Source organism: Nonomuraea aridisoli, from assembly GCF_003236395.1.
Classification (GTDB): Bacteria; Actinomycetota; Actinomycetes; order Streptosporangiales; family Streptosporangiaceae; genus Nonomuraea; species Nonomuraea aridisoli.
Window position 1 is genome coordinate 1 of record NZ_POUD01000164.1, and the last position, 20,549, is coordinate 20,549.

Here is a 20,549-nt window from a genome sequence, read left to right on the forward strand (position 1 = left end):
CCTCTGGCGCCCGCGTGGTCCATGTCACGATGGCGCGCAACGAGTGGGGAGGGCACACATGGGTGCGGAGTCGACGCTGCCGGCGAGGGTGGCGGGCGCGCTTGAGCAGTACGGCCGCCTCCTGGACGAGCACGGCATCACGTGGGGCGAGCCGGAGGTCCACTACGTGAAGTTCTTCGCCAGGCGCCGGGTGCTGCCGCCCCCGCTGCTCGACCGCTTCTGGGAGCTGGTGCTCAAGGCGGTCGCCGAACGCCATCCCGCCGAGCCGCCCGACCAGCTCGGCGCCCGCCTGGCCGAGCCCGACTACGACCGGGTGCTGCGCGACACGCTCGACGGCGAGCTGCCGGGCCACCTCGTCGCCGTGCGGATCGACCCCGGCGAGATCGTCCTGGAAGGGGCGCCGCGCGCGGTCCTGCTGCCGTCGTACACCGGTGAGGGCAACGGCGTGCCGCTCGTCGTGCCGCCGGCCGCGCGGCCGCTCGCGGCGGGCGGGCCCGTCATGTGGCGGCCCGCGCTCGCCCCCGCCGTCCGGCTCGCGGGCCGCGGCGAGGAACGCTTCCCGCTGCTCGTCGACTCCCGCCGCGAGGAGCCCTGCCCGGTCAGCGTGGACGGCGAGCACCGGCTGCTCGACCCGTACGGCGCCTGGCTGGTCGAGGTGGGGCAGGACAGCGTCGTCGTCGTGGACGGCGCCCCCGTCGGGCTGGACACCCTGGTGCGGCCCATCCCGTCGGCGCGGCTGCGGCTGGTGGCCGGGATGCCGTGCCGGTGGAGCGTGGTGGACGCCGACGCGGCCGGGCACGCCGGCTGGTTCCCGCCCGGCACGCCCGGCCGCTACGACTACCACGGCCGCCCGTACTTCCACGGCGACGACCTCGTCCTGGAGGTGCCGTGCGTGCCGCTGACCGTCACGGCCGCGCGCGGCATGGAGTACGGCGAGGTCACGCTGGAGCTGCTGCCCGACCCGGGCAGGGAGCACCGGGTGGAGCTCACCCCGCGCCGCCTGTACGACGCCGCCGCCCGCGGCTGGTACGGCGGCGACCTGCACGTCCACCTCAACGGAGCGGGCGACGTGGTGGCCGCGCCCGCCGACGCGGCCGCCGCCCAGCACGGCGAGGACCTGCACGTGCTCAACCTGCTGGCCGGCAACGTCGCCGGCCGCCGCGTCTACGACCGCGAGGCCCTGGAGCACTGGTCGGACGAGGACCTGCCCTGGTCCGACGCGACCCACGTGGCCAGGATGGGCGTCGAGTACCGCAACGACCTGCTCGGCCACGTCTACGCGTTCGCACCGCGCTCGGCCCCGGGCCGCTACCACACCGGGTTCGACGGCGACGCCGACTGGCCGCCGAACGCCGACGGTCTGCGCGAGCTGCGCGGCCTCGGCGCGCTCGTCGGCTACAGCAACCCCTTCTGCGTGCCGATCGGCGAGGGCGACCCGCCCGAGGGCGTCGTGTCGCCCGTGCCGCGTGACTGCACCGCCCGCGAGCTGGTCGCCGACGCCGCGCTCGGCCTGGTGGACAGCCTCGACGTGCTGACGCCCGCGTCGATTCAGGCCACGGCGGCGGTGTACCGGCGGCTGATCGGCGCGGGCAACCGGCTCGCGGTCACGGCCGGCACCGACGCGGCGATCTCGTTCACCCGCTCGCACGACCGGTCGAACCCGCCGGGCTGGGCCCGCGTCTACGCGCGCGTCGAGGGGGAGCTGACCGCCCGCTCGTTCGCCGCCGCCGTACGCGCCGGACGGACGTTCGCCACCACCGGCCCGTGGCTGGAGCTGACGGTGAACGGCCACGGCCCCGGCCAGGTGATCGCGGCGCGCCCCGGCGACCGCCTCAGCGTCACCGCCACCGCGGTCGGGCCGGAGGTGGCCGCCGTGCGCATCCGCACCGCCGACGGCGTGCGGGCGGGGGCCGAGCGGCTGCCGGACGGCGAGCGGCGCCACGGCGACGACGAGCTCACCGTCTCGGCCGAGCTGCGGGTGGACGGGCCCACGTACGTCATCGCCGAGGTCCTGTGCGACCCGCACCCGCGCACGCTGACCTCCACCGGCTACGCCCTGACCAGCCCCGTCTACGTGGACGTGGCCGGCCGCCGGGTGGCCAGGCCCGAGGACGTGCGCTGGTGCCTGGAGTGGCTCGACCTGCTGGAGGAGCTGATCAGGCAGCACGCCCGGCTGGTGAGCCCGTACCAGTTCGGCGACCACGTCTCCCTGTTGCAGCAGGCGCGGGCGGTCTACCGCGCCCGGCTAGGCTGATCGGGATGGACGTCAAAGCCCTCCTGAGCGCCCACCCCGCCTGGCTCGACCACCTGGAGTCCGTCGACGGGCCCGGCCTCGAGCTGCCCGCCGATCTCGCCACGGAGCTGCTGCGGCTCGCCGTGCCGCACGACGACGTGGGCGCCGTCGTCGCGGCCCGGCCGGAGCCGGGCACCGGCGCGTGGTGGCTGGCCGAGCGGTGCGTGCGCTCGCTGGTGTCCACGATGGGGGAGCTCGGCGGGCCGCCGCCGTTCCGGCCGCTGCCGGAGCTGGGGCCGTACTTCTACGTGTACGTCTTCCTCGCCGCGCTGCCGCACACCCGCGCCTACCACCGGCGGCTGGGCGTCCCGGAGGAGGTGTCCTGGGCCACGTTCACCGACCTGGGGCGCAACATGGCGGTGCACCGCAAGCGGCACGGCGCCCCCGGCCTGCACGCCCCCGACTGGTTCATGTTGCACGCCCGCGGCCTGCTGTACGCCCTCGGCCGGCTGCAGTTCAACCGCGCGCGGCTCGCACGGGCCGCGGCCGGCGCCATCCGGGAGGCCGGGCTGCCGGTCGAGGCCGGCTCGCCGGCGATCGACGTGCACGTGCCCGACTTCCTCGGCCCGCTCGCGCCGCAGGCGTGCGACGACTCCTTCGAGCGTGCCCGGCGGTTCTTCCCCCGGCACTTCCCCGACGACAAGCCGCTGGTGATGACGTGCGGGTCGTGGCTGCTGAACGACGACCTCGCCCGCCGGCTGCCCGCCGGCTCCAACATCGTCGCCTTCCAGCGCCGCTTCCGCCTGCTCCACCGGTTCGACGACAGCGAGCTGCTGGCCTTCGTCTACGGCGCCGACGCCGCCGACCCGGCCGCCCTGCCCCGGCGCACTCACCTCGAACGTGCCGTCGCCGACCACGTCGCCGGCGGCGGCACCTGCCACGGCCGCGTCGGCTGGCTGCCCTTCTGACCGTCCCGAGGCGCGCGCGGGTCGTCCGCATGGGCTAGATTCTGGCCATGCGGTCAGAAAATGAGTCGAGCGGCCAGAAGGGGCGGTCGTTCATCGAGGAGGCGCGGCGGGCGCAGATCGTGGCCTCCGCGATCGAGGTGATCGCGGAGGTGGGGTTCGCGCATGCGTCGCTGGCGCGGATCGCCCAGCACGCGGGCATCAGCAAGGGCGTGATCTCCTACCACTTCGCCGGCAAGGACGAGCTGATGGAGGAGGTCGTGGACCGCACGTACGGCACGATCGCCGAGCACGTCGGCACCAAGATGATCGGCCTCACCACGGCCACCGAGCTGCTGCGGACGCACATCCTCTCCGTCGCCGAGCACATGCGCGGCCACCGCACCCAGCTCATGGCCCTGGGCGAGATCTTCACCAACCTCAGGACCGCGGACGGCCGGCCGCGCTACGGCATCAACGCCAACGAGGCCATCTACCGCGCGCTGGAGGAGATCTACCGGCTCGGCCAGGAGAGCGGCGAGTTCCGGGAGTTCGACCGGCGCGTGATGGCCATCACCCACTCCTCGGCCGTCGACAGCATGTTCGCCTACTGGGCCGCCAACCCCGATCACGACCTGGACGCGCACGCACGGCAACTGGCCGACCTCTTCGAAAGGGCATGCCGGCAATGACCACTCAGACAGGCACGAGGACCAGGCTCCACGCCATCGACAACCTGCGGATCGTGCTGACCGTGTTAGTCGTCGCCCACCACGCGGCGCTCACGTACGGCAACATCCCGCTCTGGTTCTACACCGAGCCGGCCCAGGACCCCTCCGGGATCGTGCTCGACATCCTGGTGATGGTCAACCAGGCGTTCTTCATGGGCTTCTTCTTCCTCATCTCCGGCTTCTTCACCCCCGGCTCCCACGACCGCAAGGGCGGGCGCGCGTTCGTGCGCGACCGGCTGATCCGGCTCGGCATCCCGCTGCTCGCCTTCCTCCTGCTGCTGCGGCCGCTGGTCAACTTCAGCGGCTACCTCGGGTCGGAGCTGCCGTACTGGCAGTACTACATCGCCTCCTGGGACCCGGGGCCCATGTGGTTCGTCGAGGTGCTGATCGTCTTCGCCCTGGCGTACGCGGCCTGGCGGGCGCTGCGGCGTCCGGCCCCGGCGGAGCGGGCGCCCGCTCCGCCGAAGCCGGTCTGGATCGTCGCCTTCGTGCTCGGCCTCGCCGTCGTGACGTTCCTGTGGCGCATCCCCGTGCCGGCCTTCACCTACGTGCCCGTGGTCGGCCTGCCGTCGCCGCAGTTCATGCCGCAGTACGTGAGCATGTTCGTGCTCGGGTGCGTCGCCCACCGGCGCGGCTGGTTCGAGACGCTGCCCGCGCGGGCGGGGCGGATCGGGCTGGTCGCGGCGGGCGTGTCGACCGTGGTGCTGATGCCCGCGGCGCTCGTGACCACCGGGGCGGCCTCCCAGGCGCTGATGGTGCTCTGGGAGTCCGCCTTCGCCGTCAGCATGATCATCGGCCTGACCGTGGTCTTCCGCGAGCGGCACGACCGGCAGGGGCCGCGCGGCCGGTTCCTGTCGGAGCACGCCTTCACCGTCTACGTCATCCACCCGCTCGTGCTGGTCGGCCTCGGCTGGGCGCTGCGCTGGCTGGAGGCCCCCGCGGTCGCGAAGTTCGCGGTGCTGCTGGCGCTCGCCCTGCCGCTGTGCTGGTGGGTGGCCTACCTGGTGCGCTCCCTCCCGTACGCCAAGCGGGTGCTCTGACGGCGGCCCGCGCCGGCGGGAGGGAGACCCACCGAGGCGTCAGACCTCGTAGAGGGAGTCGAGGACGCCGCCGTGGCGCTCCTCGACCGCCTTGCGCTTGATCTTGAGGCTGGCGGTCAGCTCGCCCGTCTCCACCGTGAAGTCCTCGGCCAGGATCGCGAACCTCTTGACCGTGGCGTAGCTGGCCAGGCCGTCGTTGACCTGCTTGATCGCCTTCTCGACCTCCTCGCGCATGCGGGGGTGCTCGCGCAGCTCCGCCGGGTCGAGCGGCAGCCCCTCGGCCTGCGCCCACGGCTTGACCACGTCCATGTCGAGCGTGACCAGCGCCGTGACGTAGTTGCGCCGGTCGCCGTGGACGAACACGTGCGAGGCGTACGGGCAGGCGGCCTTGATGCGGCCCTCGAGGTACGTCGGCGCGACGTACTTGCCGCCCGAGGTCTTGATCAGCTCCTTCTTGCGGTCGGTGATGCGCAGCCGGCCGGCCTCGTCCAGCTCGCCGATGTCGCCGGTGTGCAGCCAGCCGTCGGCCAGCGCCTCGGCGGTCTCCTCGGGCAGCCCGTGGTAGCCGCGCATGATGCCGCGCCCGCCGATGAGGATCTCGCCGTCGTCGGCGATGCGCACCTCCGTGCCCGGGAACGGCAGCCCGACCGTGCCGAACTTCACCGACTCGGGCCGGTTGAGGAAGCTGCCCGCCGACGACTCGGTCAGCCCGTACCCTTCGAGGATCGTCAGGCCGGCGGCGTCGAAGAACTCGGCGATGTCCTGCGACAGCGGCGCGGCGCCCGAGATGAAGAAGCGGATCCGGCCGCCGAAGCGGGCGCGCAGCTTGCTGAAGACCAGCCGGTCGGCGATGGCGTACTCGACGCGGGTGGTGAGCGGGACGGCGGCGCCGCGCTGGCGGGCCCGGCTGACCCGGATGCCCGTCTTGCGGGCCCAGGTGAAGATGCGCAGCTTGAGGCCGCCCTCGCGCTGCTGGGTCGCCACGACCGTGTTGTGGATCTTCTCGAAGATGCGCGGCGCGGCGGCCATGACCGTCGGCCGCACCACGCCGAGGTTGTCGGCGATCTTGTCCAGGCGGCCGTCGATCACGGTCGGCACGCCCATGGCGATCATCACGACCTCCAGCAGCTTGCCGAACGAGTGGGACAGCGGCAGCCACAGGAAGTGCAGGTCGGACGGCCCGATCAGGCCCACCTCGCGGACGGCCTGCGCCGTGTAGAGCCAGTTGTCGTGGGTCAGCTCCACGCCCTTGGGCCGGCCGGTGGTGCCGGAGGTGTAGATGAGCGTGGCCAGGTCGTCCTGGGCGATGGCGTCCACCATCGCGTCGTAGTCGCCCTTGCCGCCCTTGACCGAGGCGAGGGTGACGACCCAGCCGTCGTCGCTGGGGGAGCCGTCGACGACCACCACGTGGGTGACGCCTGGCAGCTCCTCGCGCACCGACCTGAGCTTGGCCACCTGGCCCTCGTCCTCCGCGACGACGATCGTGCTGCCGGAGTCGTTGATGACGAACGCGCACTCGTCGGCCGTGTTGGACGGGTAGATGGTCGTCGTGGCCGCCCCGGTGGACAACACCGCGAGGTCGGCCAGGATCCATTCGAGGCGGGTGGAGCAGAGGATCGACACGCGGTTGCCCGGCCCGGAGCCGAGCTCCGACAGGCCCAGGGCCAGCTCGCGCACGCGCTCGCCCACCTCCCGCCATGACAGTGACGTCCAGCCGTCACCGGACGGCACTCGGTACGCCTCGGCGTCGGGGGTTTCCGCGATCCGGTCACGCAGCAGGGCGGGAATACTCGACATGCCTTGACCTCCTGGGGGATGTTGGCCCCGACTCTAGGGTGTGAGCGGCGTCTCAGTCGATGGCCCGCGGCGGTCCGCCGCGGGCCGGCGTGCCTTGCCAGAGGCCGCGGGGCTCGCGTACGCTGGCGCACGTCTCATCGCCGAGCCGTGGGGGCAGTTGACGTGAGGATCTGAGGTCGCGGGCACCGCGCCGTTCCGCCCTGTCGTGGGCATGCGCGCACACCTGGACCTCGAGCGTGTCCTCGCTCCGAGCTCGGACTCTTCTCCGGCGTTCCGTCGTGTCGCGCGTCTGCGGTGTTCCCGCCAAGTCACGAAATTTCGGATTTTGTGATGGGAGCCGCCTCATGTTTCATTCCCTTGTCGTCGATCACGTGTCCTTCTCCTGGCCTGACGGCACGAAGGCGCTCGACGGGCTCGACGCCGCGTTCCCCGCGGGCCGCACCGGGCTCATCGGGGTCAACGGATCGGGCAAGTCCACCCTGATGAAGGTCATCGCCGGGGAGCTGAGCCCGAGCTCGGGCTCGGTGTCCGTCTCCGGGGTGGTCGGGTACCTGCCGCAGAACGTCCCGCTGGGCGCGAGCCGTACCGTGTCGGATCTGCTGGAGATCAGCGCGACGCGGGCCGCGCTGCACGCCATCGAGGGCGGCGACGTGGCCGAGGAGCACTTCGCCGCGGTCGGCGACGACTGGGACGTCGAGGAACGCGCCCTGGCCGAGCTCGACCGGCTCGGCCTCGGCCACGTCGGCCTGGACCGCACGGTCGGCACGCTGTCCGGCGGCGAGACCATCATGGTCGCGCTGGCCGCGCAGCTGCTGAAACGGCCCGACGTGCTGCTGCTCGACGAGCCCACCAACAACCTCGACCTGGACGCGCGCCGCCGGCTCTACGCCGCGGTCGCCGCCTGGCAGGGAGTGCTCCTGGTGGTCAGCCACGACCGCGCGCTGCTGGAGCTGGTGGACCAGATCGCCGAGCTGCGCGACGGCGCCGTCCGCATGTACGGCGGCAACCTCAGCGCGTACGAGGCGCAGGTCGAGGCCGAACAGGAGGCCGTCGAGCGGGTGGTCCGCACCGCCGAGGGCGAGGTGCGCCGGCAGCAGCGCGAGCTCGTCGAGGCCCGCACCAGGATCGAGCGCAGCGCCCGCCAGGGCAGGAAGGCCGCCGAGAACAAGAAGGTGCCCAAGATGGCGGCGAACGCGCTCAAGCGCAAGGCCCAGGTGACGGCGGGCAAGCAGCGGGCGCTGCACCAGGAGAAGCTGGAGGAGGCCCGCGAGCGGCTGACCGAGGCGGAGCAGGCGGTGCGCGACGACGCGGAGATCCGCATCGACCTCCCGGGCACCGAGGTGCCGGGCGGCCGGACGGTCCTGACCCTGCCGCTGGAGCCCGGCTCCGTGCCGGCCGACGGCGCGGAGCCGGGGCTGAAGGCGCTGGAGACGCTCGTCATCCGCGGGCCGGAACGCGTCGCGCTGCTCGGACCCAACGGGTCGGGCAAGACCACGCTGCTCAAGCGGATCGTCGAGCAGGGCGCTCATGTGCCCGCCCGCTACCTGCCGCAGCGGCTCGACCTGCTGGACGACAGGCTGAGCGTGGTCGACAACGTCCGCGCCCTCGCGCCCTCGGCGTCGGTGAACGAGGTCCGCGCCCGGCTGGCGCGCTTCCTGTTCCGCGGCGAGCGGGCCGACCAGGCCGCCGGCACGCTGTCGGGCGGCGAGCGGTTCCGCGCCACCCTGGCCGCGCTGCTGTCGGCCGAGCCGCCGCCGCAACTGCTCCTGCTCGACGAGCCGACCAACAACCTCGACATGGCCAGCGTCCGGCAGCTCGCCCAGGCGCTGTCGGCGTACCGGGGCGCGCTGATCGTGGCCAGCCACGACCTGCCGTTCCTGGAGAGCATCGGGATCACCCGCCGGCTGCGGCAGGACCGGCAGAGGGGACTGGCGGAATCGTCAATTGACGGTTAGGGATCAACCGGGCGATAGTGTGGCAGGTGGCTGGACCCCGGTTGATCTCCTCCGTTCTCGCTCTGGCGACGGTCACCAGCATGGCCGCGTGCTCCGCGACCGGCTCGTCGCCGGCGGGCGGCGAGCAGCGGGTCTCCGGCGTCGCGGGCGGCGGGGGCGCCGCCCCGGGCACCGATGCCGGGCCGGTCGCGCTGACGCCCGAGGCGTACAGGAACGAGCTGGACGGCCTGCACGAGAAGATGGCCGGGGCGATCCGCGAGCTGTCCCGCGCGCGCGGGCTGAAGGCCCTCGACCAGCGGGTGACCAAGGCCGAGCAGACGCTGAACGACGCCGTCGACGCCCTGGACGCCGTCACCCCGCCCGAGGCCGTACGCGCCCACCACGAGGCGTACGTCGCCGGTCTGCGCGACTTCGCCGGCGAGCTGGGCGCCGCGGCCGGCCGGGTCGCCGCGCGCGACCTGTGCACGTCGTCGGCCGTGCTCACCGATCTCGGCGAGCAGCTCGCCACCCTGGACGAGGCGGGGGAGGAGCTGGAGAGCGCCGGCGACTACCCGGCCGACATCGTCTCGGTCAAGGCCGCCGACCGGCAGACCAGGCGGCTGCGCAACGGCGCGTTCGTCCGCAGCGGCACGCTCGACGGACGCGGCTCGCTGGAGATCAACAACGGCGGCTCCCGCGACGCCGTGGTGACCGTGCTCAGGGGCCGCAGCAAGGCGTTCAGCGTGTACGTGCGCAAGAAGACGAAGTTCAAGGTCTCCGGCGTGCGCGACGGCAGCTACCGGATCTTCTTCACGCACGGCGTGGACTGGGACGGCAAGACCAGGGTGTTCACCCGCGACTGCAGCTTCGAGAGGTTCGAGAGGTCGGTGGCGTACAAGACGACCTACACCGCCTCGCAGATCCGCTGGCACGACTGGCGGATCACGTTGCACGCCGTCACCGGCGGCAACGCCCGCACCTCGCCGGTCGACCCGGACGACTTCCCGTCCTGAGACCGGGAAAGGCCGCGCCCCCGGAGGGTGCGCGGCCTTGTCGCGATCAGGTGGAGAAGAGCATGCCCACCCAGCTGCGCTGGCGGTGGTGGCCGTAGTGGCCGCCGTGCCCGCCGTGGGGAGCGCCCCAGGCCGGGCCGCCGTGGACGGGAGGCGGGGGCGGGGGAGCCGCGTGGAACTGCGTCTCCATCCGCGTCAGCGTCTCCAGCTCGCCGTAGTCGAGGAAGATCCCGCGACAGTTGTCGCACTGCTCGATGTGGACGCCGTTGCGCTCGTAAGTCCGCATGTTGCCGCGGCACTTGGGGCACTGCATCGAAGTCGCTCTCCTTGGCTTTAAGGTCTCTTGGTGAAACCTACCGCGCGCAACCCCGTCATGCTCTGACGATTCTGTTGCACGCCTCGATCAACGAATGCTCGACGTCGTCGAGTTCCCGGCCTTCGCGCCCGGCGTTGACGACGGCCACGGCGGCCAGCTGGACGGTGAGCGCCCGGGCGGGAAGGTCAAGCCGATGCCAAGGATCGTCGCCCGGTCCGAGGGCGGGCCCGCCCGAGGCGAGATAGGCCCCGAGGAACCGCTCCCACACGACCGGTTCGAGCAGGCCGGCGGCGTACCAGGCGGCCGGACGGGCCAGGTCCCACGCCGGGTCGCCCACGCCGAGGTCGTCCACGTCGATGAGCAGCCAGCGGTCGCGGTGGACGAGCTGGCCCAGGTGCCAGTCGCCGTGCGTCAGCAGGCCCGGCAGCGGTGTCACCCGCACGCGCCGGGGCTCGGGAAGCTCCTTGAACGCCCGCCTGATGAGCTGCTCGACCGGGCCGTCGCCGGGCATGCGGCCGACCGCGCGGGCGGCCCGCGCCGGCCCTCCGGCAGGCGGTAACGCGGGCAGCAGCGTGAGCGGGGCGGCGTGCAGGCGGGCCAGCAGCCGGGCCCCCTCCTCCCAGGGCGCGCCCCGGGGGTCGTCGTCCTGCGAGATCGGCCGGCCGGCGGGCCAGACGGTGACGGCGCGCCCGCCCACCGTGAGCACCTCCGGCTCCAGCGGCGCCAGCATCACCCCGCTCACCGCGGCCGACGCGGCGGCCCGCACCCTCGGGCGCAGCTCCTCGGCGTCGTCGCGCGCCGAATGGGCCTTGACCACGACCTCGCCCATGCGTAACACCACGACGTCGGTGCGTGTCGGATGGAAGACCGGCGTGCCCGTGCCGCCGTACGCCGCGGCGATACCCGCCAGCTCCTGCTCCAGACCCACTCGTACAGACTAGGGGGCATGAGAGTCGGTTTCGCCGTTCCGCAGTCAGGGCCCTGGGCCACCCCCGAGAACATGCGCCGCATCGCCGTGCGGGCCGAGGAGCTCGGCTACGACGCGCTCTGGACGTTCCAGCGGCTGGTGTACCCGGTCGGGCACCTCATGGGGCCCACCTACCGCGCCGTGCACGACCCGCTGATCACGCTGGCCCACGTGTCGGCCGTGACGAGCCGGATCGAGCTGGGCGTGGCGGTGATCAACGCCTGCGTCCAGCCGATCGTGCTGGCCAAGCAGCTGGCCACGCTGCAGACGGTCTCGGGCGGCCGGGTCACCGCGGGGATCGGCCTCGGCTGGCTGCCGGAGGAGTTCGAGGCGACCGGCGTCGAGATGAAGCGGCGCGGGCGCAGGGGTGAGGAGTTCGTCGAGCTGCTGCGCAAGACGTGGACCGACGACGTGGTGGAGCACTCCGGCGAGTTCTACCGGGTGCCCGCCTCCCACGTCGACCCCAAACCGGTGCCGGGGCCGCCGCGCGTCCTGCTGGGCGGCACCGCCGAGGTCGCGCTGCGCCGCGCCGCGCGGCTGGCCGACGGCTGGGTCAGCTCCAGCCGGGAGGACCTGTCGGCGATCGCCGGGCGGGTGCGGCTCATCAAGGCCGAGCTCGCCGCGGCGGGGCGGGACGCCGAGGCGTTCCGGTTCGTCTGCCGCGGCGTCACCCAGGTGCGGGCGGCCGACGAGGACCGGCCGCTGACCGGCACGTACGACAAGATCAGGAGCGACGTGGCGGCCCTGGCGGAGCACGGCGTCACCGACGTCTTCCACGACCTCAACTTCGACCGCGAGATCCCGTCGTCCGACGCGGGCGAGGCGATGCGCCGCGCTGAGGAGGCCCTGGAGGCGCTGGCCCCCTGACCGGCCGCGCGCCAGCGCGCGGGCTGGGCCGAGGTGCCTGACCTGCGCGCTCGGCTTATTGGAGCGTTCCCGTCGTGTCCGTGACATCGCGCACGACACAGTACGTCGTCTTGTGAGGAACCTCAGATATTCATTTCTTATGAATTATTATTGACCCCTACCGGGTCGCCGTGCCAAGGTCTGTCATCGCGGCCGACCCTCACTCCCAGCGGCCGCCACGGAGGTCACTGTGAGTCAACGTCACGAGAGCCGACGCGATGTGAACCGGCATGTGAGCCGGCGCGGCTTTCTCGCCGGGTTCGGCGCGCTCGGCATCGCTTCCACGCTGGGCGCCTGCGCGACCAGCACGTCCCCACGGCCCGCCGCGGGCGGCGCATCCAGCACGGGCCTGGTCCTGAAGTCCCGCGAGAGCAGCGACAACGCCCGCAAGGGCATGCAGGCACTGCTGGACGAGTTCGCCAAGCGGCACCCGCAGTACACGACCACGCTCAACACGATGGAGGCGGCGGCGTTCCAGCAGCAGATCCGCGCCGACCTCACCCTGTCCACGCCGCCCGACGTGCTCACGTGGTTCGCCGGCGAGATCGCGAGCGACTTCGCGCAGCAGGGCCTGCTGCTCGACGTCACCTCCGTCTTCCCCGCCCAGGGCTACAGCGAGCAGTTCGCCAAGCTGTCCACCGACGCGACGGGCAAGAAGATCTTCATCCCGACCGTCTACTACTGGTGGGGCGTCTTCTACCGCAAGTCGTTCTTCGACAAGTGGGGCGTCGCCGAGCCGAAGACGTGGGACGAGTTCATCGCGCTGTGCAAGACGCTGCAGGGCAAGGGGGTCAGCCCGCTCGCGCTGCCGCTGGCCGACGCGGCGTGGCTGACCGCGTCCTGGTTCGACTACCTCAACCTGCGCATCAACGGCGCCGACTTCCACCGGGCGCTGCTCGCCGGGCAGGAGGCGTACACCGACGCGCGGGTGACGAAGGTGCTGGACACCTGGAAGGAGGTGCTGCCGTACTTCGACCCCGACAGCAAGGGCCTGGCCTCCACGGAGGGCTACGCGAAGTGGCAGCAGGGCAAGGACGCGATGTTCCTGTGCGGCCCCTTCCTCGCCGACGCGATGCCCGCGGACGTCAAGGACGACATCAGCTTCTTCCAGTTCCCCATCGTCGACCCGGCGGTGCCGGTCGCCGAGGAGGCGCCGCTGGACGGCTTCATCGCCAGCGCCCACACCGCCAACCCCGAGGGGGCCAAGGCGTTCCTCGGGTTCGTCGCCACCCCCGAGGCCCAGGAGCTCTACCTGAAGATCTCCGGGAACGCGCTGCTGCCGGCCAACTCCGGCGCCAAGTCGCCGATCAGCACGCCGCTGCTGGAGAAGGGCCGGGCGATGGTGGCCGGGGCGGCCGACGTGACGCAGTTCTTCAACCGCGACACCAACGACGACCAGCTCAACGCGCTCACCACGGCCCTGGTGCGGTTCATCGACGAGCCGGACAACGGCGCCGAGATCCAGAAGCAGTGGCAGAGCGACTCGGCGAAGGCGCGCGGTAACTGACCATGGCGTCCGTTGCCAAGTCCCACCGGGCCGCCGCCACGCCGTACCGGCGCACCTGGCACGGCTCGCGCGACGCGCTCGTGCTGCTCGCGTTCGTGCTCGTGCCGTTCGCGCTGGAGATGTTCTGGACGTTCTGGCCGGCGCTCAACAGCCTCTACATCTCGCTGACCCGGTGGGACGGGATCTCGCCGCCGGAGTTCATCGGCCTGGACAACTACCTCCAGATGTGGTCGGACTCCACGTTCCTGCTGGCGCTGCGCAACACCGTCCTGTGGCTGGTGCTCTTCGGCGGGCTGTCGGTGCTGGGCGGGTTCGGCCTGGCGTTGCTGCTCGACAAGCCGCGCCGGGGCGTCGGGGTCTACCGGGCGATCTTCTTCCTGCCCGTGGTGTTCTCGATGGTCGTCACCGCGCTGGTGTGGCGGATGATCTACCAGCCGGACGGCGTGGTCAACGGCCTGCTCTCCGCGGTCGGGCTCGACGACCTGACGAAGATCTGGCTCGGCGACCCCGACACGGCGCTGTACGCGCTGATCGTGCCGGCGCTCTGGCGGCAGATGGGCTACATCATGGTGCTGTTCCTGGCGGGGCTGAAGACCGTCGATCCGCTGCTGCACGAGGCGGCCAGGACCGACGGGGCCGGCACGTTCCAGCGGTTCCGGCACATCACCCTGCCGCAGCTGCGGCCGATCACCACGATCGTGCTCGCGGTCACCGTGATCGACGCGCTGCGCTCGTTCGACATCGTCTGGGCGCTCACCAAGGGCGGGCCGTACCACTCCTCCGAGCTGCTGAGCACCTACCAGTTCTCCACCGGCGTGCTCGGCTCGCAACTCGGGTACGGCTCCGCGCTCGCTGTGGTGATCTTCATTCTCGCGGTCGGGACGATCATTGTGTACGTGCTCCGCAACCTCGGCGAGGAGGAGACCGCATGACGGCGGTGCAGGCCCCGGCGCGGATGGCACGTCGGCGGGTCCGAACCTGGTTGTTCCACCTCGGCATGCCCGTGCTGGCGGCGCTCTGGTTGTTCCCGCTCGCGCTGGTCGTGATCACGTCGCTGCGGACGTTCGACGACCTGGCCACGTCCGGCCTGGCCAGCCTCCCGCAGGGGCTGACCGCCGACCCGTACCGTGAGGCGCTGGCCTCGGGGGAGTGGCGCTCGATCCTGAACAGCCTGCTCATCACCGTGCCGGTCGTCCTGGTGACGCTGGTGCTCGCGTCGATGGCGGCCTACGGGCTCGCGCGGCACCGGATCCCGTTCCGGCGCACGATGTTGCTGCTGATGCTGGCGGGCAACCTGCTGCCGGCGCAGCTGCTGCTCATCCCCGTGCTGAAGCTCACCGAGCAGTTCGGGCTGTTCGACTCCCTCATCGGCATGATCGTCGTGCAGACCGCGGTGGGGCTCGGCTTCTACACGTTCGTGCTGCACGGGTTCATGCGCGGCATCCCGCAGGAGCTGACGCAGGCGGCGCGGATGGACGGCGCCACCACGTTCGGGGTGTACCTGCGGATCATCCTGCCGCTGACCAAGCCGGCGCTCGCCGCCCTGGGCTCGCTCTGCTTCACCTGGACGTTCAACGACCTGGTGTGGTCGATCACGCTGCTGCGCAGCGAGGACAAGCTCCCGGTCACGCCGGCCATCCTCGGCATGCAGGGCGAGTTCGTCTCCTCGTGGAACGTCATCGCGGCGGCCACCGTGATCGCCGCGATCCCCACGGTGATCGTCTTCCTGCGCTTCCAGCGCTACTTCATCTCCGGCCTGCTGATCGGATCGTCCCGATGACACGATGGGCACTGCGCACCGCCACCACCTCCTACCAGGTACGCCTCGCGCCCGGCGGCGCCTGGGCCGAGCTCGCGTACTGGGGGCCGGCCGTCGAGGAGACGCTCGCGCCGGGCCCGCTGGAGTACGCCGGGCCCACCCCGTACTCCACCGCCGCCGACGCCGCCGCCTGCGAGTACGCCCCCTACGGGGTGCGGCACTTCGCCCAGCTCGACCTGATCGCCGAACGCGACGTCAGAGGGACGGTCTGGCGGCACAGCGGTGACGACCTGCTGGACAAGGACGGCACGACCGAGCTGCGGCTGATCTTCACCGACCCGTCGCAGCGGCTCACGGCCACCCTGTGCTACCGCGTCAGCCGCGCTCACGACGTGGTCGAACGCTGGGCGGAGATCACGAACGACGGCGACACCCCGCTCCGGCTGGAGCGGGCCCGCTCGGCGGCGTTCACCATGCCCACCCCGGGCGGGGCGCGGCTGCACCACCTGCACGGCCGCTGGGCGCAGGAGTTCCAGACCGGCGAGGTCGAGCTCCGGCACGGTCGGTTCACCCTGGAGAACCGGCTCGGCGTGACCGGGCTGGCGCACTCGCCGTGGCTGGCCGTACAGCCGCTGGACGAACCGGACGGCCCCACCTGGAGCACGGCGCTGGCGTGGAGCGGGTCGTGGGCCATCGACGCCGACACCGACGCCGCCGAGGGCGTCACCCGGGTGAGCCTCGGCCGGCTGCCGGTGGAGGCGGCCGTCGAGCTGGCGCCCGGCGAGACGTTCACCTCCCCTCCCGCCTGCGGGCTGTACAGCCCGGACGGCCTGGCGGGCGCCGCCCGCGCGTGGCACGCCTACCAGCGAGGGCTGCGCCGCGACGTGACGCCGCCCGTCGTCTACAACTCCTGGTTCGCCACCGAGTTCGAGGTGCGCGCGGACGAGCAGCTGGAGCTGGCGCGCAAGGCCGCCGCCATCGGGGTGGAGACGTTCGTGGTGGACGACGGCTGGTTCGTCGGCCGCGACGACGACCGGGGCGGCCTCGGCGACTGGGAGCCGGACCCGGCGAAGTTCCCCGGCGGGTTCGACCGGTTCATCGCCCAGGTGCGCGAGCTCGGCCTCGGGTTCGGCCTGTGGGTGGAGCCCGAGGGGGTGAGCCCGCGCTCGCGGCTCTACGCCGAGCATCCCGACTGGGTCTACCAGGTGCCCGGCCGGCCGATGACGACGATCCGCAACCAGTACGTGCTCGACCTCGGCCGCGCCGACGCGGCGGCCTGGGCGCACGCCACCCTGGACGGCCTGCTGTCCCGGTACGACATCTCCTACCTCAAGTGGGACATGAACCGCCCGATGACCGAGCGCGGCGCCGGCCCCGACCTCGACGGACGGCACGTCGCGAACTACTACGGCATCCTCGAGGCGCTCCGGCGCGACCACCCCGGCGTGGTCGTCGAGGGATGCGCCGCCGGAGGCGGCCGGGCCGACCTCGCCACCGCGGCCCGCTGCGACGTGCTGTGGCCGAGCGACAACACCGGGCCGCTCGACCGGCTCGCCGTCCAGCACGGTTTCCTGCAGGCGTTCGCGCCGCACCTGATGAGCTCGTGGGTCACCGACGACCCGGGGTTCTTCGCCACCGCTCCGCGCAGCCGCGCCTTCCGGTACGTGACCGCGATGGCGGGCGTGCTCGGCATCGGCGCCGACATCTCGGCCTGGGACCAGGAGCGGCTCGACGAGGCGGCCCGGTGGATCGCCCTCTACCGGTCCATCCGCGACGTCGTCCAGCTGGGCGAGGTGCACCGGCACGGAGATCCGCGCGGACCGTTCTACGCCGTCGAGTACGCCCGCGGCGACACCGTCGTGCTGCTGTCCTGGCGCACCGGCGACGCCCGCGGCTCCGCCACCCACGTGAGCCGCCCGCCCCGAATCCGGCCGCACGCCGTCGATCCGGCCGCGCGGTACCGGCGCCGGGACGACGACAGCCGGCACAGCGGCGCCGCGCTGGCCGCCGTGGGGCTCGCGCCGCTGCCGGACGACACGACCGACGCCTCGGTCGTGATCCTGGATCGGCTTTAGGCCGTCATCATGAATCGGATGGAGATGGACCGACAACTGCTCGCAGGCAAAGTGGCCGTGGTGACCGGCGCCGCGTCCGGCATCGGCGCCGCGGTCGTCGAGCGCTTCCTCGCCGAGGGCGCCCACGTGATCGCCGTCGATCTCGCCGAGCCGGACGGCGCGACGCCCCCCGGCGTGCTGCCGCTGGCCGGCGACGTCGCGGAAGCCGAGACCTGGACGCGGGTCGCCGACCTGGCGCGCGCCGAGTTCGGCCACCTCGACGTGCTCCATTCCAACGCGAGCGTGAACATCACGGCGCCCGCCCATGAACTGGCCGAGGCCGACTGGAACCGGCAGATCGCCGTCAACCTGACCGCCACGTACCTCGGCGTCCGCGCCTGCGCGGGCCTGCTCGGGGAGGGCTTCCCCGAGCGGGGGCCCGGCGCGGTGGTGCTGAGCTCGTCTGTGCACGCCATCGCCGGGCTGCCGGGGCATCCCGCGTACGCGGCCGCCAAGGGCGGGCTCATCTCCCTGGGCCGGCAGCTCGCCGTCGAGTACGGCCCGCGGGTGCGGGTCAACACCGTGCTCCCCGGGCCGATCCTGACCCCCGCGTGGGACGGCGTCAACGAGGAGGACCGCCGCCGGAGCGCCGCCGCGACGGCCGCCGGGCGCTTCGGACGCCCCGAGGAGGTGGCCGCCGCGGTGCTCTTCCTCGCCTCGGCGGAGAGTTCGTACGTCACCGGGACGAGCCTGCTGGTGGACGGCGGCTGGAGCGCGACGAAGGATTCGGCGTGAGCGATACGGCAACCCCGACCCGAGGATGGAGACATTGAGCATTTACCCAGGTCGTGGCATACACGGGCAGGTGGTCGAAGCGATCGGCCGGCGGATCGTCTCGGGCAAGGAGGCGCCCGGCTCGACTCTCGACCTGGACGCGCTGGAGATCACCTATGACGTGAGCAAGACCGTCGTTCGGGAGGCGCTGAAGGTGCTCGCCGCCAAGGGGCTCGTGGACGCGCGGCCCAAACGCGGGACGTTCGTCCGGTCCCGCTCGCAGTGGAGTCTGCTCGATCCGGACCTGCTGCGCTGGCAGTTCGAGGAGCCCTCCGGCTCCGGGCTGCTCGACGACCTCTACGAGGTGCGGATCATCGTGGAGCCGGCCGGCGCCAGGCTCGCCGCGCTCCGCCGTACCGAGGAGGAGGTGGAGTCGCTGGCGGCCGCGCTCGCGGCCGTGGACGAGCAGGCCGACGCCGAGGCGATCATCGAAGCCGACCTCGCGTTCCACCGGCAGCTGCTGGAGGCCTCGCACAACGAACTGCTGATCCGGATGGAGTACATCATCGAGATCGGACTGCGCGCCCGGGACGTGCTCGTGCACACCGAGGGACACCGGGACGACTTCCTGCCGCCGCACCAGGCCGTGCTCGACGCCGTGCGCAGGGCGGACCCCGACGGCGCCGAGCGGGCCATGCGGCAGTTGCTGGAGCAGGCGGCCAAGGACGAGCAGCAGATCAAGAATCGCGGCGGCAAGTGAAGATCGTCGACATCGAGACGTTCCTGGTGCCGCCGCGCTGGTTGTTCTGCCGGGTGCGCACCGACGAGGGCGTGATCGGCTGGGGGGAGCCCGTCGTGGAGGGCCGCGCCGAGGCGGTGCGCGCGGCCGTGCACACCCTGGCGGAGTACCTGATCGGCCAGGATCCGCTGCGTGTCGAGGACCACTGGCAGGTGCTGGCCAACGGCGGCTTCTACCGGGGCGGCCCGGTGCTGTCCAGCGCGCTGGCCGGGCTCGACCAGGCGCTGTGGGACATCGCCGGGAAGACGTACGGCGTGCCCGTGCACGCGCTGCTCGGCGGGCCGGTCCGCGACCGCGTCCGGATGTACGCCTGGGTCGGCGGCGACGACCCCGCCGAGCTGGCCGAGGGCATCACCGCGCGGATCGAGGCCGGGTTCACCGCGGTCAAGATGAACGCGGTCGGCCGGCTGCCCGCGGCGGCGACCATGGCCGACGTCTCGGCGGTGGTGGACCGGGTCGCCCTGGCCAGGGAGCTCCTCGGGCCGGGCCGCGACGTCGCGATCGACTTCCACGGCCGCGTCTCGGCGGCCGAGGCGCGGCGGATCCTGCCGCTGCTGGCTCCGCTGCAGCCGATGTTCGCCGAGGAGCCGGTCCTGCCCGACCGGCCGCACGTGCTGCGCGACGTGGTGACCGCGAGCAGCGTGCCGGTCGCCGTGGGGGAGCGGCTCTACTCGCGCTGGGACTTCCGGCCCGTGCTCGAGGCCGGGGTCGCCGTGGTGCAGCCCGACCTCTCGCACGCGGGCGGCATCTCCGAGACCCGCAGGATCGCGGCGCTCGCCGAGGTGTGGGACGCCAGGCTCGCCCCGCACTGCCCGCTGGGGCCGATCGCGCTCGCCGCCAGCCTCCAGGTCGCGTTCGCGACACCGAACTTCCTGATCCAGGAGCACTCGATCGGCATCCACTACAACCAGGGCGACGACCTGCTGGACTACGTCGCCGACCCCGAGGTGTTCCGCTTCGTCGACGGCTACGCCGCCCGCCCCACCGCCCCGGGGCTGGGCGTGGAGGTCGACGAGGCCGCGGTACGCCGCGCCGACCAGATCGGGCACGCCTGGCGCAACCCCGTCTGGCGCCACGACGACGGCGGCCGAGCCGAATGGTGACACCCCCGAACACCACCGCGGCCCCGCTCCGACAACGAACGGTCACAACGGCGACCACGCCCCAGCCGCCGCTGCGGGCCCGCCTCGACAGCGGGCGGAGTGGTGATGACACTCCGTGTCCGGTTGCGGACGCGCTTCGACGGCGGGCGGGCGAAGTGGTGACGAGACGTCGGGTGCGGTTGCGGACGTGCTTCGGCGACGGGCGGGTGGAATGGTGACGAGGACTCGGGTGCCGCTGTCGGCCCGCTTCGATCTGCCGCACGGTGGGCGGTGGGTCTCGTTGTCGGGCGGCGGCCGCGAATGGTTGTGGTCACGCCCCGATCCGGCGCGGGCGACGGTCACGCCGGGGTCGGCGTTCGTCGACGCGGGTGGCCTAGAGGAGTGCGTCCCCACGGTACGAGGCACGCCCGACCACGGCGACGCCTGGTCCCGCCCCTGGCCGGGCACTCCCGCCGAGGCTAGGGTGACCTGCGACGCCTTCGAACTGCGCCGTACGGTGACGCAGAAAGCAGGCGCGGTGGTGGCCACCTACCGGCTGACCGCCGACCCCGGCTACACGTTCGTCTGGGCCGCCCACGCACTGCTCGACCTCGGCGTCAACGCACAGATCATCGCCCCCGACAACGTCCCGGTACGCCTCTACCCCGAGGCCGCACCCCTGCTCACCATCCC

General features: G+C 72.4%; 18 protein-coding genes. 15 read left to right on the forward strand and 3 right to left on the reverse strand.

Annotated features, from left to right (window positions below):
- Nucleotides 1–58 precede the first annotated feature (58 nt).
- From C1J01_RS30715 to C1J01_RS30730, 4 genes are read left to right on the forward strand one after another with little or no spacing between them, the layout of a single operon-like run.
- Nucleotides 59–2,254 carry a CehA/McbA family metallohydrolase gene (locus C1J01_RS30715; RefSeq protein WP_111182467.1) on the forward strand — a complete coding sequence of 732 codons (2,196 nt, stop codon included), beginning with the start codon at nucleotides 59–61 and terminating at the stop codon, nucleotides 2,252–2,254.
- A gap of 5 nt (nucleotides 2,255–2,259) precedes the next feature.
- Nucleotides 2,260–3,201, forward strand: a complete 942-nt coding sequence (locus tag C1J01_RS30720; RefSeq protein ID WP_181449048.1) for an acyltransferase domain-containing protein — start codon at nucleotides 2,260–2,262, stop codon at nucleotides 3,199–3,201.
- 47 nt (nucleotides 3,202–3,248) lie between these two features.
- A complete protein-coding gene (locus C1J01_RS30725) occupies nucleotides 3,249–3,869 on the forward strand; it encodes a TetR/AcrR family transcriptional regulator (protein ID WP_111182468.1) in 621 nt (206 codons plus the stop codon).
- Nucleotides 3,866–4,948 carry an acyltransferase family protein gene (locus C1J01_RS30730; protein WP_235854770.1) on the forward strand — a complete coding sequence of 361 codons (1,083 nt, stop codon included), beginning with the start codon at nucleotides 3,866–3,868 and terminating at the stop codon, nucleotides 4,946–4,948. Before C1J01_RS30725 ends, C1J01_RS30730 begins: the two co-directional genes overlap by 4 nt.
- Before the next feature lie 39 nt (nucleotides 4,949–4,987).
- Here C1J01_RS30730 and C1J01_RS30735 read toward each other — a convergent pair whose 3' ends face one another.
- Nucleotides 4,988–6,745 carry an AMP-dependent synthetase/ligase gene (locus tag C1J01_RS30735; RefSeq protein ID WP_111182470.1) on the reverse strand — a complete coding sequence of 586 codons (1,758 nt, stop codon included), beginning with the start codon at nucleotides 6,743–6,745 and terminating at the stop codon, nucleotides 4,988–4,990.
- A 344-nt stretch (nucleotides 6,746–7,089) separates the two neighbouring features.
- On the opposite strand from C1J01_RS30735, the gene C1J01_RS30740 reads away from it, so the two are divergent.
- Together C1J01_RS30740 and C1J01_RS30745 are read left to right on the forward strand one after the other, a co-directional pair.
- Entirely contained in the window at nucleotides 7,090–8,700 is a 1,611-nt protein-coding gene (locus C1J01_RS30740) for an ABC-F family ATP-binding cassette domain-containing protein (RefSeq protein WP_111182471.1), read from the forward strand.
- A gap of 26 nt (nucleotides 8,701–8,726) precedes the next feature.
- Nucleotides 8,727–9,692 carry a hypothetical protein gene (locus C1J01_RS30745; RefSeq protein ID WP_146615781.1) on the forward strand — a complete coding sequence of 322 codons (966 nt, stop codon included), beginning with the start codon at nucleotides 8,727–8,729 and terminating at the stop codon, nucleotides 9,690–9,692.
- A 46-nt stretch (nucleotides 9,693–9,738) separates the two neighbouring features.
- On the opposite strand, the gene C1J01_RS30750 is transcribed toward C1J01_RS30745, so the two are convergent.
- Nucleotides 9,739–10,005, reverse strand: coding sequence for a TFIIB-type zinc ribbon-containing protein (locus tag C1J01_RS30750; RefSeq protein WP_111182473.1), 267 nt, complete (start codon nucleotides 10,003–10,005; stop codon nucleotides 9,739–9,741).
- A 58-nt stretch (nucleotides 10,006–10,063) separates the two neighbouring features.
- A complete protein-coding gene (locus C1J01_RS30755) occupies nucleotides 10,064–10,936 on the reverse strand; it encodes a phosphotransferase (RefSeq protein WP_111182474.1) in 873 nt (290 codons plus the stop codon).
- 18 nt (nucleotides 10,937–10,954) lie between these two features.
- On the opposite strand from C1J01_RS30755, the gene C1J01_RS30760 reads away from it, so the two are divergent.
- The 9 genes from C1J01_RS30760 to C1J01_RS49250 form a co-directional block, all read left to right on the forward strand.
- Entirely contained in the window at nucleotides 10,955–11,842 is an 888-nt protein-coding gene (locus C1J01_RS30760) for a TIGR03619 family F420-dependent LLM class oxidoreductase (RefSeq protein ID WP_111182475.1), read from the forward strand.
- 229 nt (nucleotides 11,843–12,071) lie between these two features.
- Nucleotides 12,072–13,388 carry an extracellular solute-binding protein gene (locus tag C1J01_RS30765; protein WP_220040183.1) on the forward strand — a complete coding sequence of 439 codons (1,317 nt, stop codon included), beginning with the start codon at nucleotides 12,072–12,074 and terminating at the stop codon, nucleotides 13,386–13,388.
- Nucleotides 13,389–13,390: 2 nt separating this feature from the next.
- On the forward strand, nucleotides 13,391–14,320 hold the full coding sequence (locus tag C1J01_RS30770; protein WP_111182477.1) for a carbohydrate ABC transporter permease: 930 nt from the start codon (nucleotides 13,391–13,393) through the stop codon (nucleotides 14,318–14,320).
- Nucleotides 14,317–15,168, forward strand: a complete 852-nt coding sequence (locus tag C1J01_RS30775) for a carbohydrate ABC transporter permease (RefSeq protein ID WP_111182478.1) — start codon at nucleotides 14,317–14,319, stop codon at nucleotides 15,166–15,168. The genes C1J01_RS30770 and C1J01_RS30775 overlap by 4 nt, the downstream gene beginning before the upstream one ends.
- Nucleotides 15,165–17,222, forward strand: a complete 2,058-nt coding sequence (locus C1J01_RS30780; protein ID WP_111182479.1) for an alpha-galactosidase — start codon at nucleotides 15,165–15,167, stop codon at nucleotides 17,220–17,222. The genes C1J01_RS30775 and C1J01_RS30780 overlap by 4 nt, the downstream gene beginning before the upstream one ends.
- Nucleotides 17,223–17,240: 18 nt before the next feature.
- Entirely contained in the window at nucleotides 17,241–17,996 is a 756-nt protein-coding gene (locus C1J01_RS30785; protein ID WP_235854771.1) for an SDR family NAD(P)-dependent oxidoreductase, read from the forward strand.
- A gap of 70 nt (nucleotides 17,997–18,066) precedes the next feature.
- Nucleotides 18,067–18,735 (forward strand): FadR/GntR family transcriptional regulator, encoded by a 669-nt coding sequence (locus tag C1J01_RS30790; RefSeq protein ID WP_235854772.1) that lies wholly within the window; start codon nucleotides 18,067–18,069, stop codon nucleotides 18,733–18,735.
- On the forward strand, nucleotides 18,732–19,877 hold the full coding sequence (gene dgoD, locus C1J01_RS30795; protein WP_111182482.1) for a galactonate dehydratase: 1,146 nt from the start codon (nucleotides 18,732–18,734) through the stop codon (nucleotides 19,875–19,877). Before C1J01_RS30790 ends, dgoD begins: the two co-directional genes overlap by 4 nt.
- Nucleotides 19,878–20,088: 211 nt before the next feature.
- On the forward strand, nucleotides 20,089–20,549 hold a 461-nt coding region (locus tag C1J01_RS49250), incomplete at its 3' end, for a hypothetical protein (protein WP_220040184.1).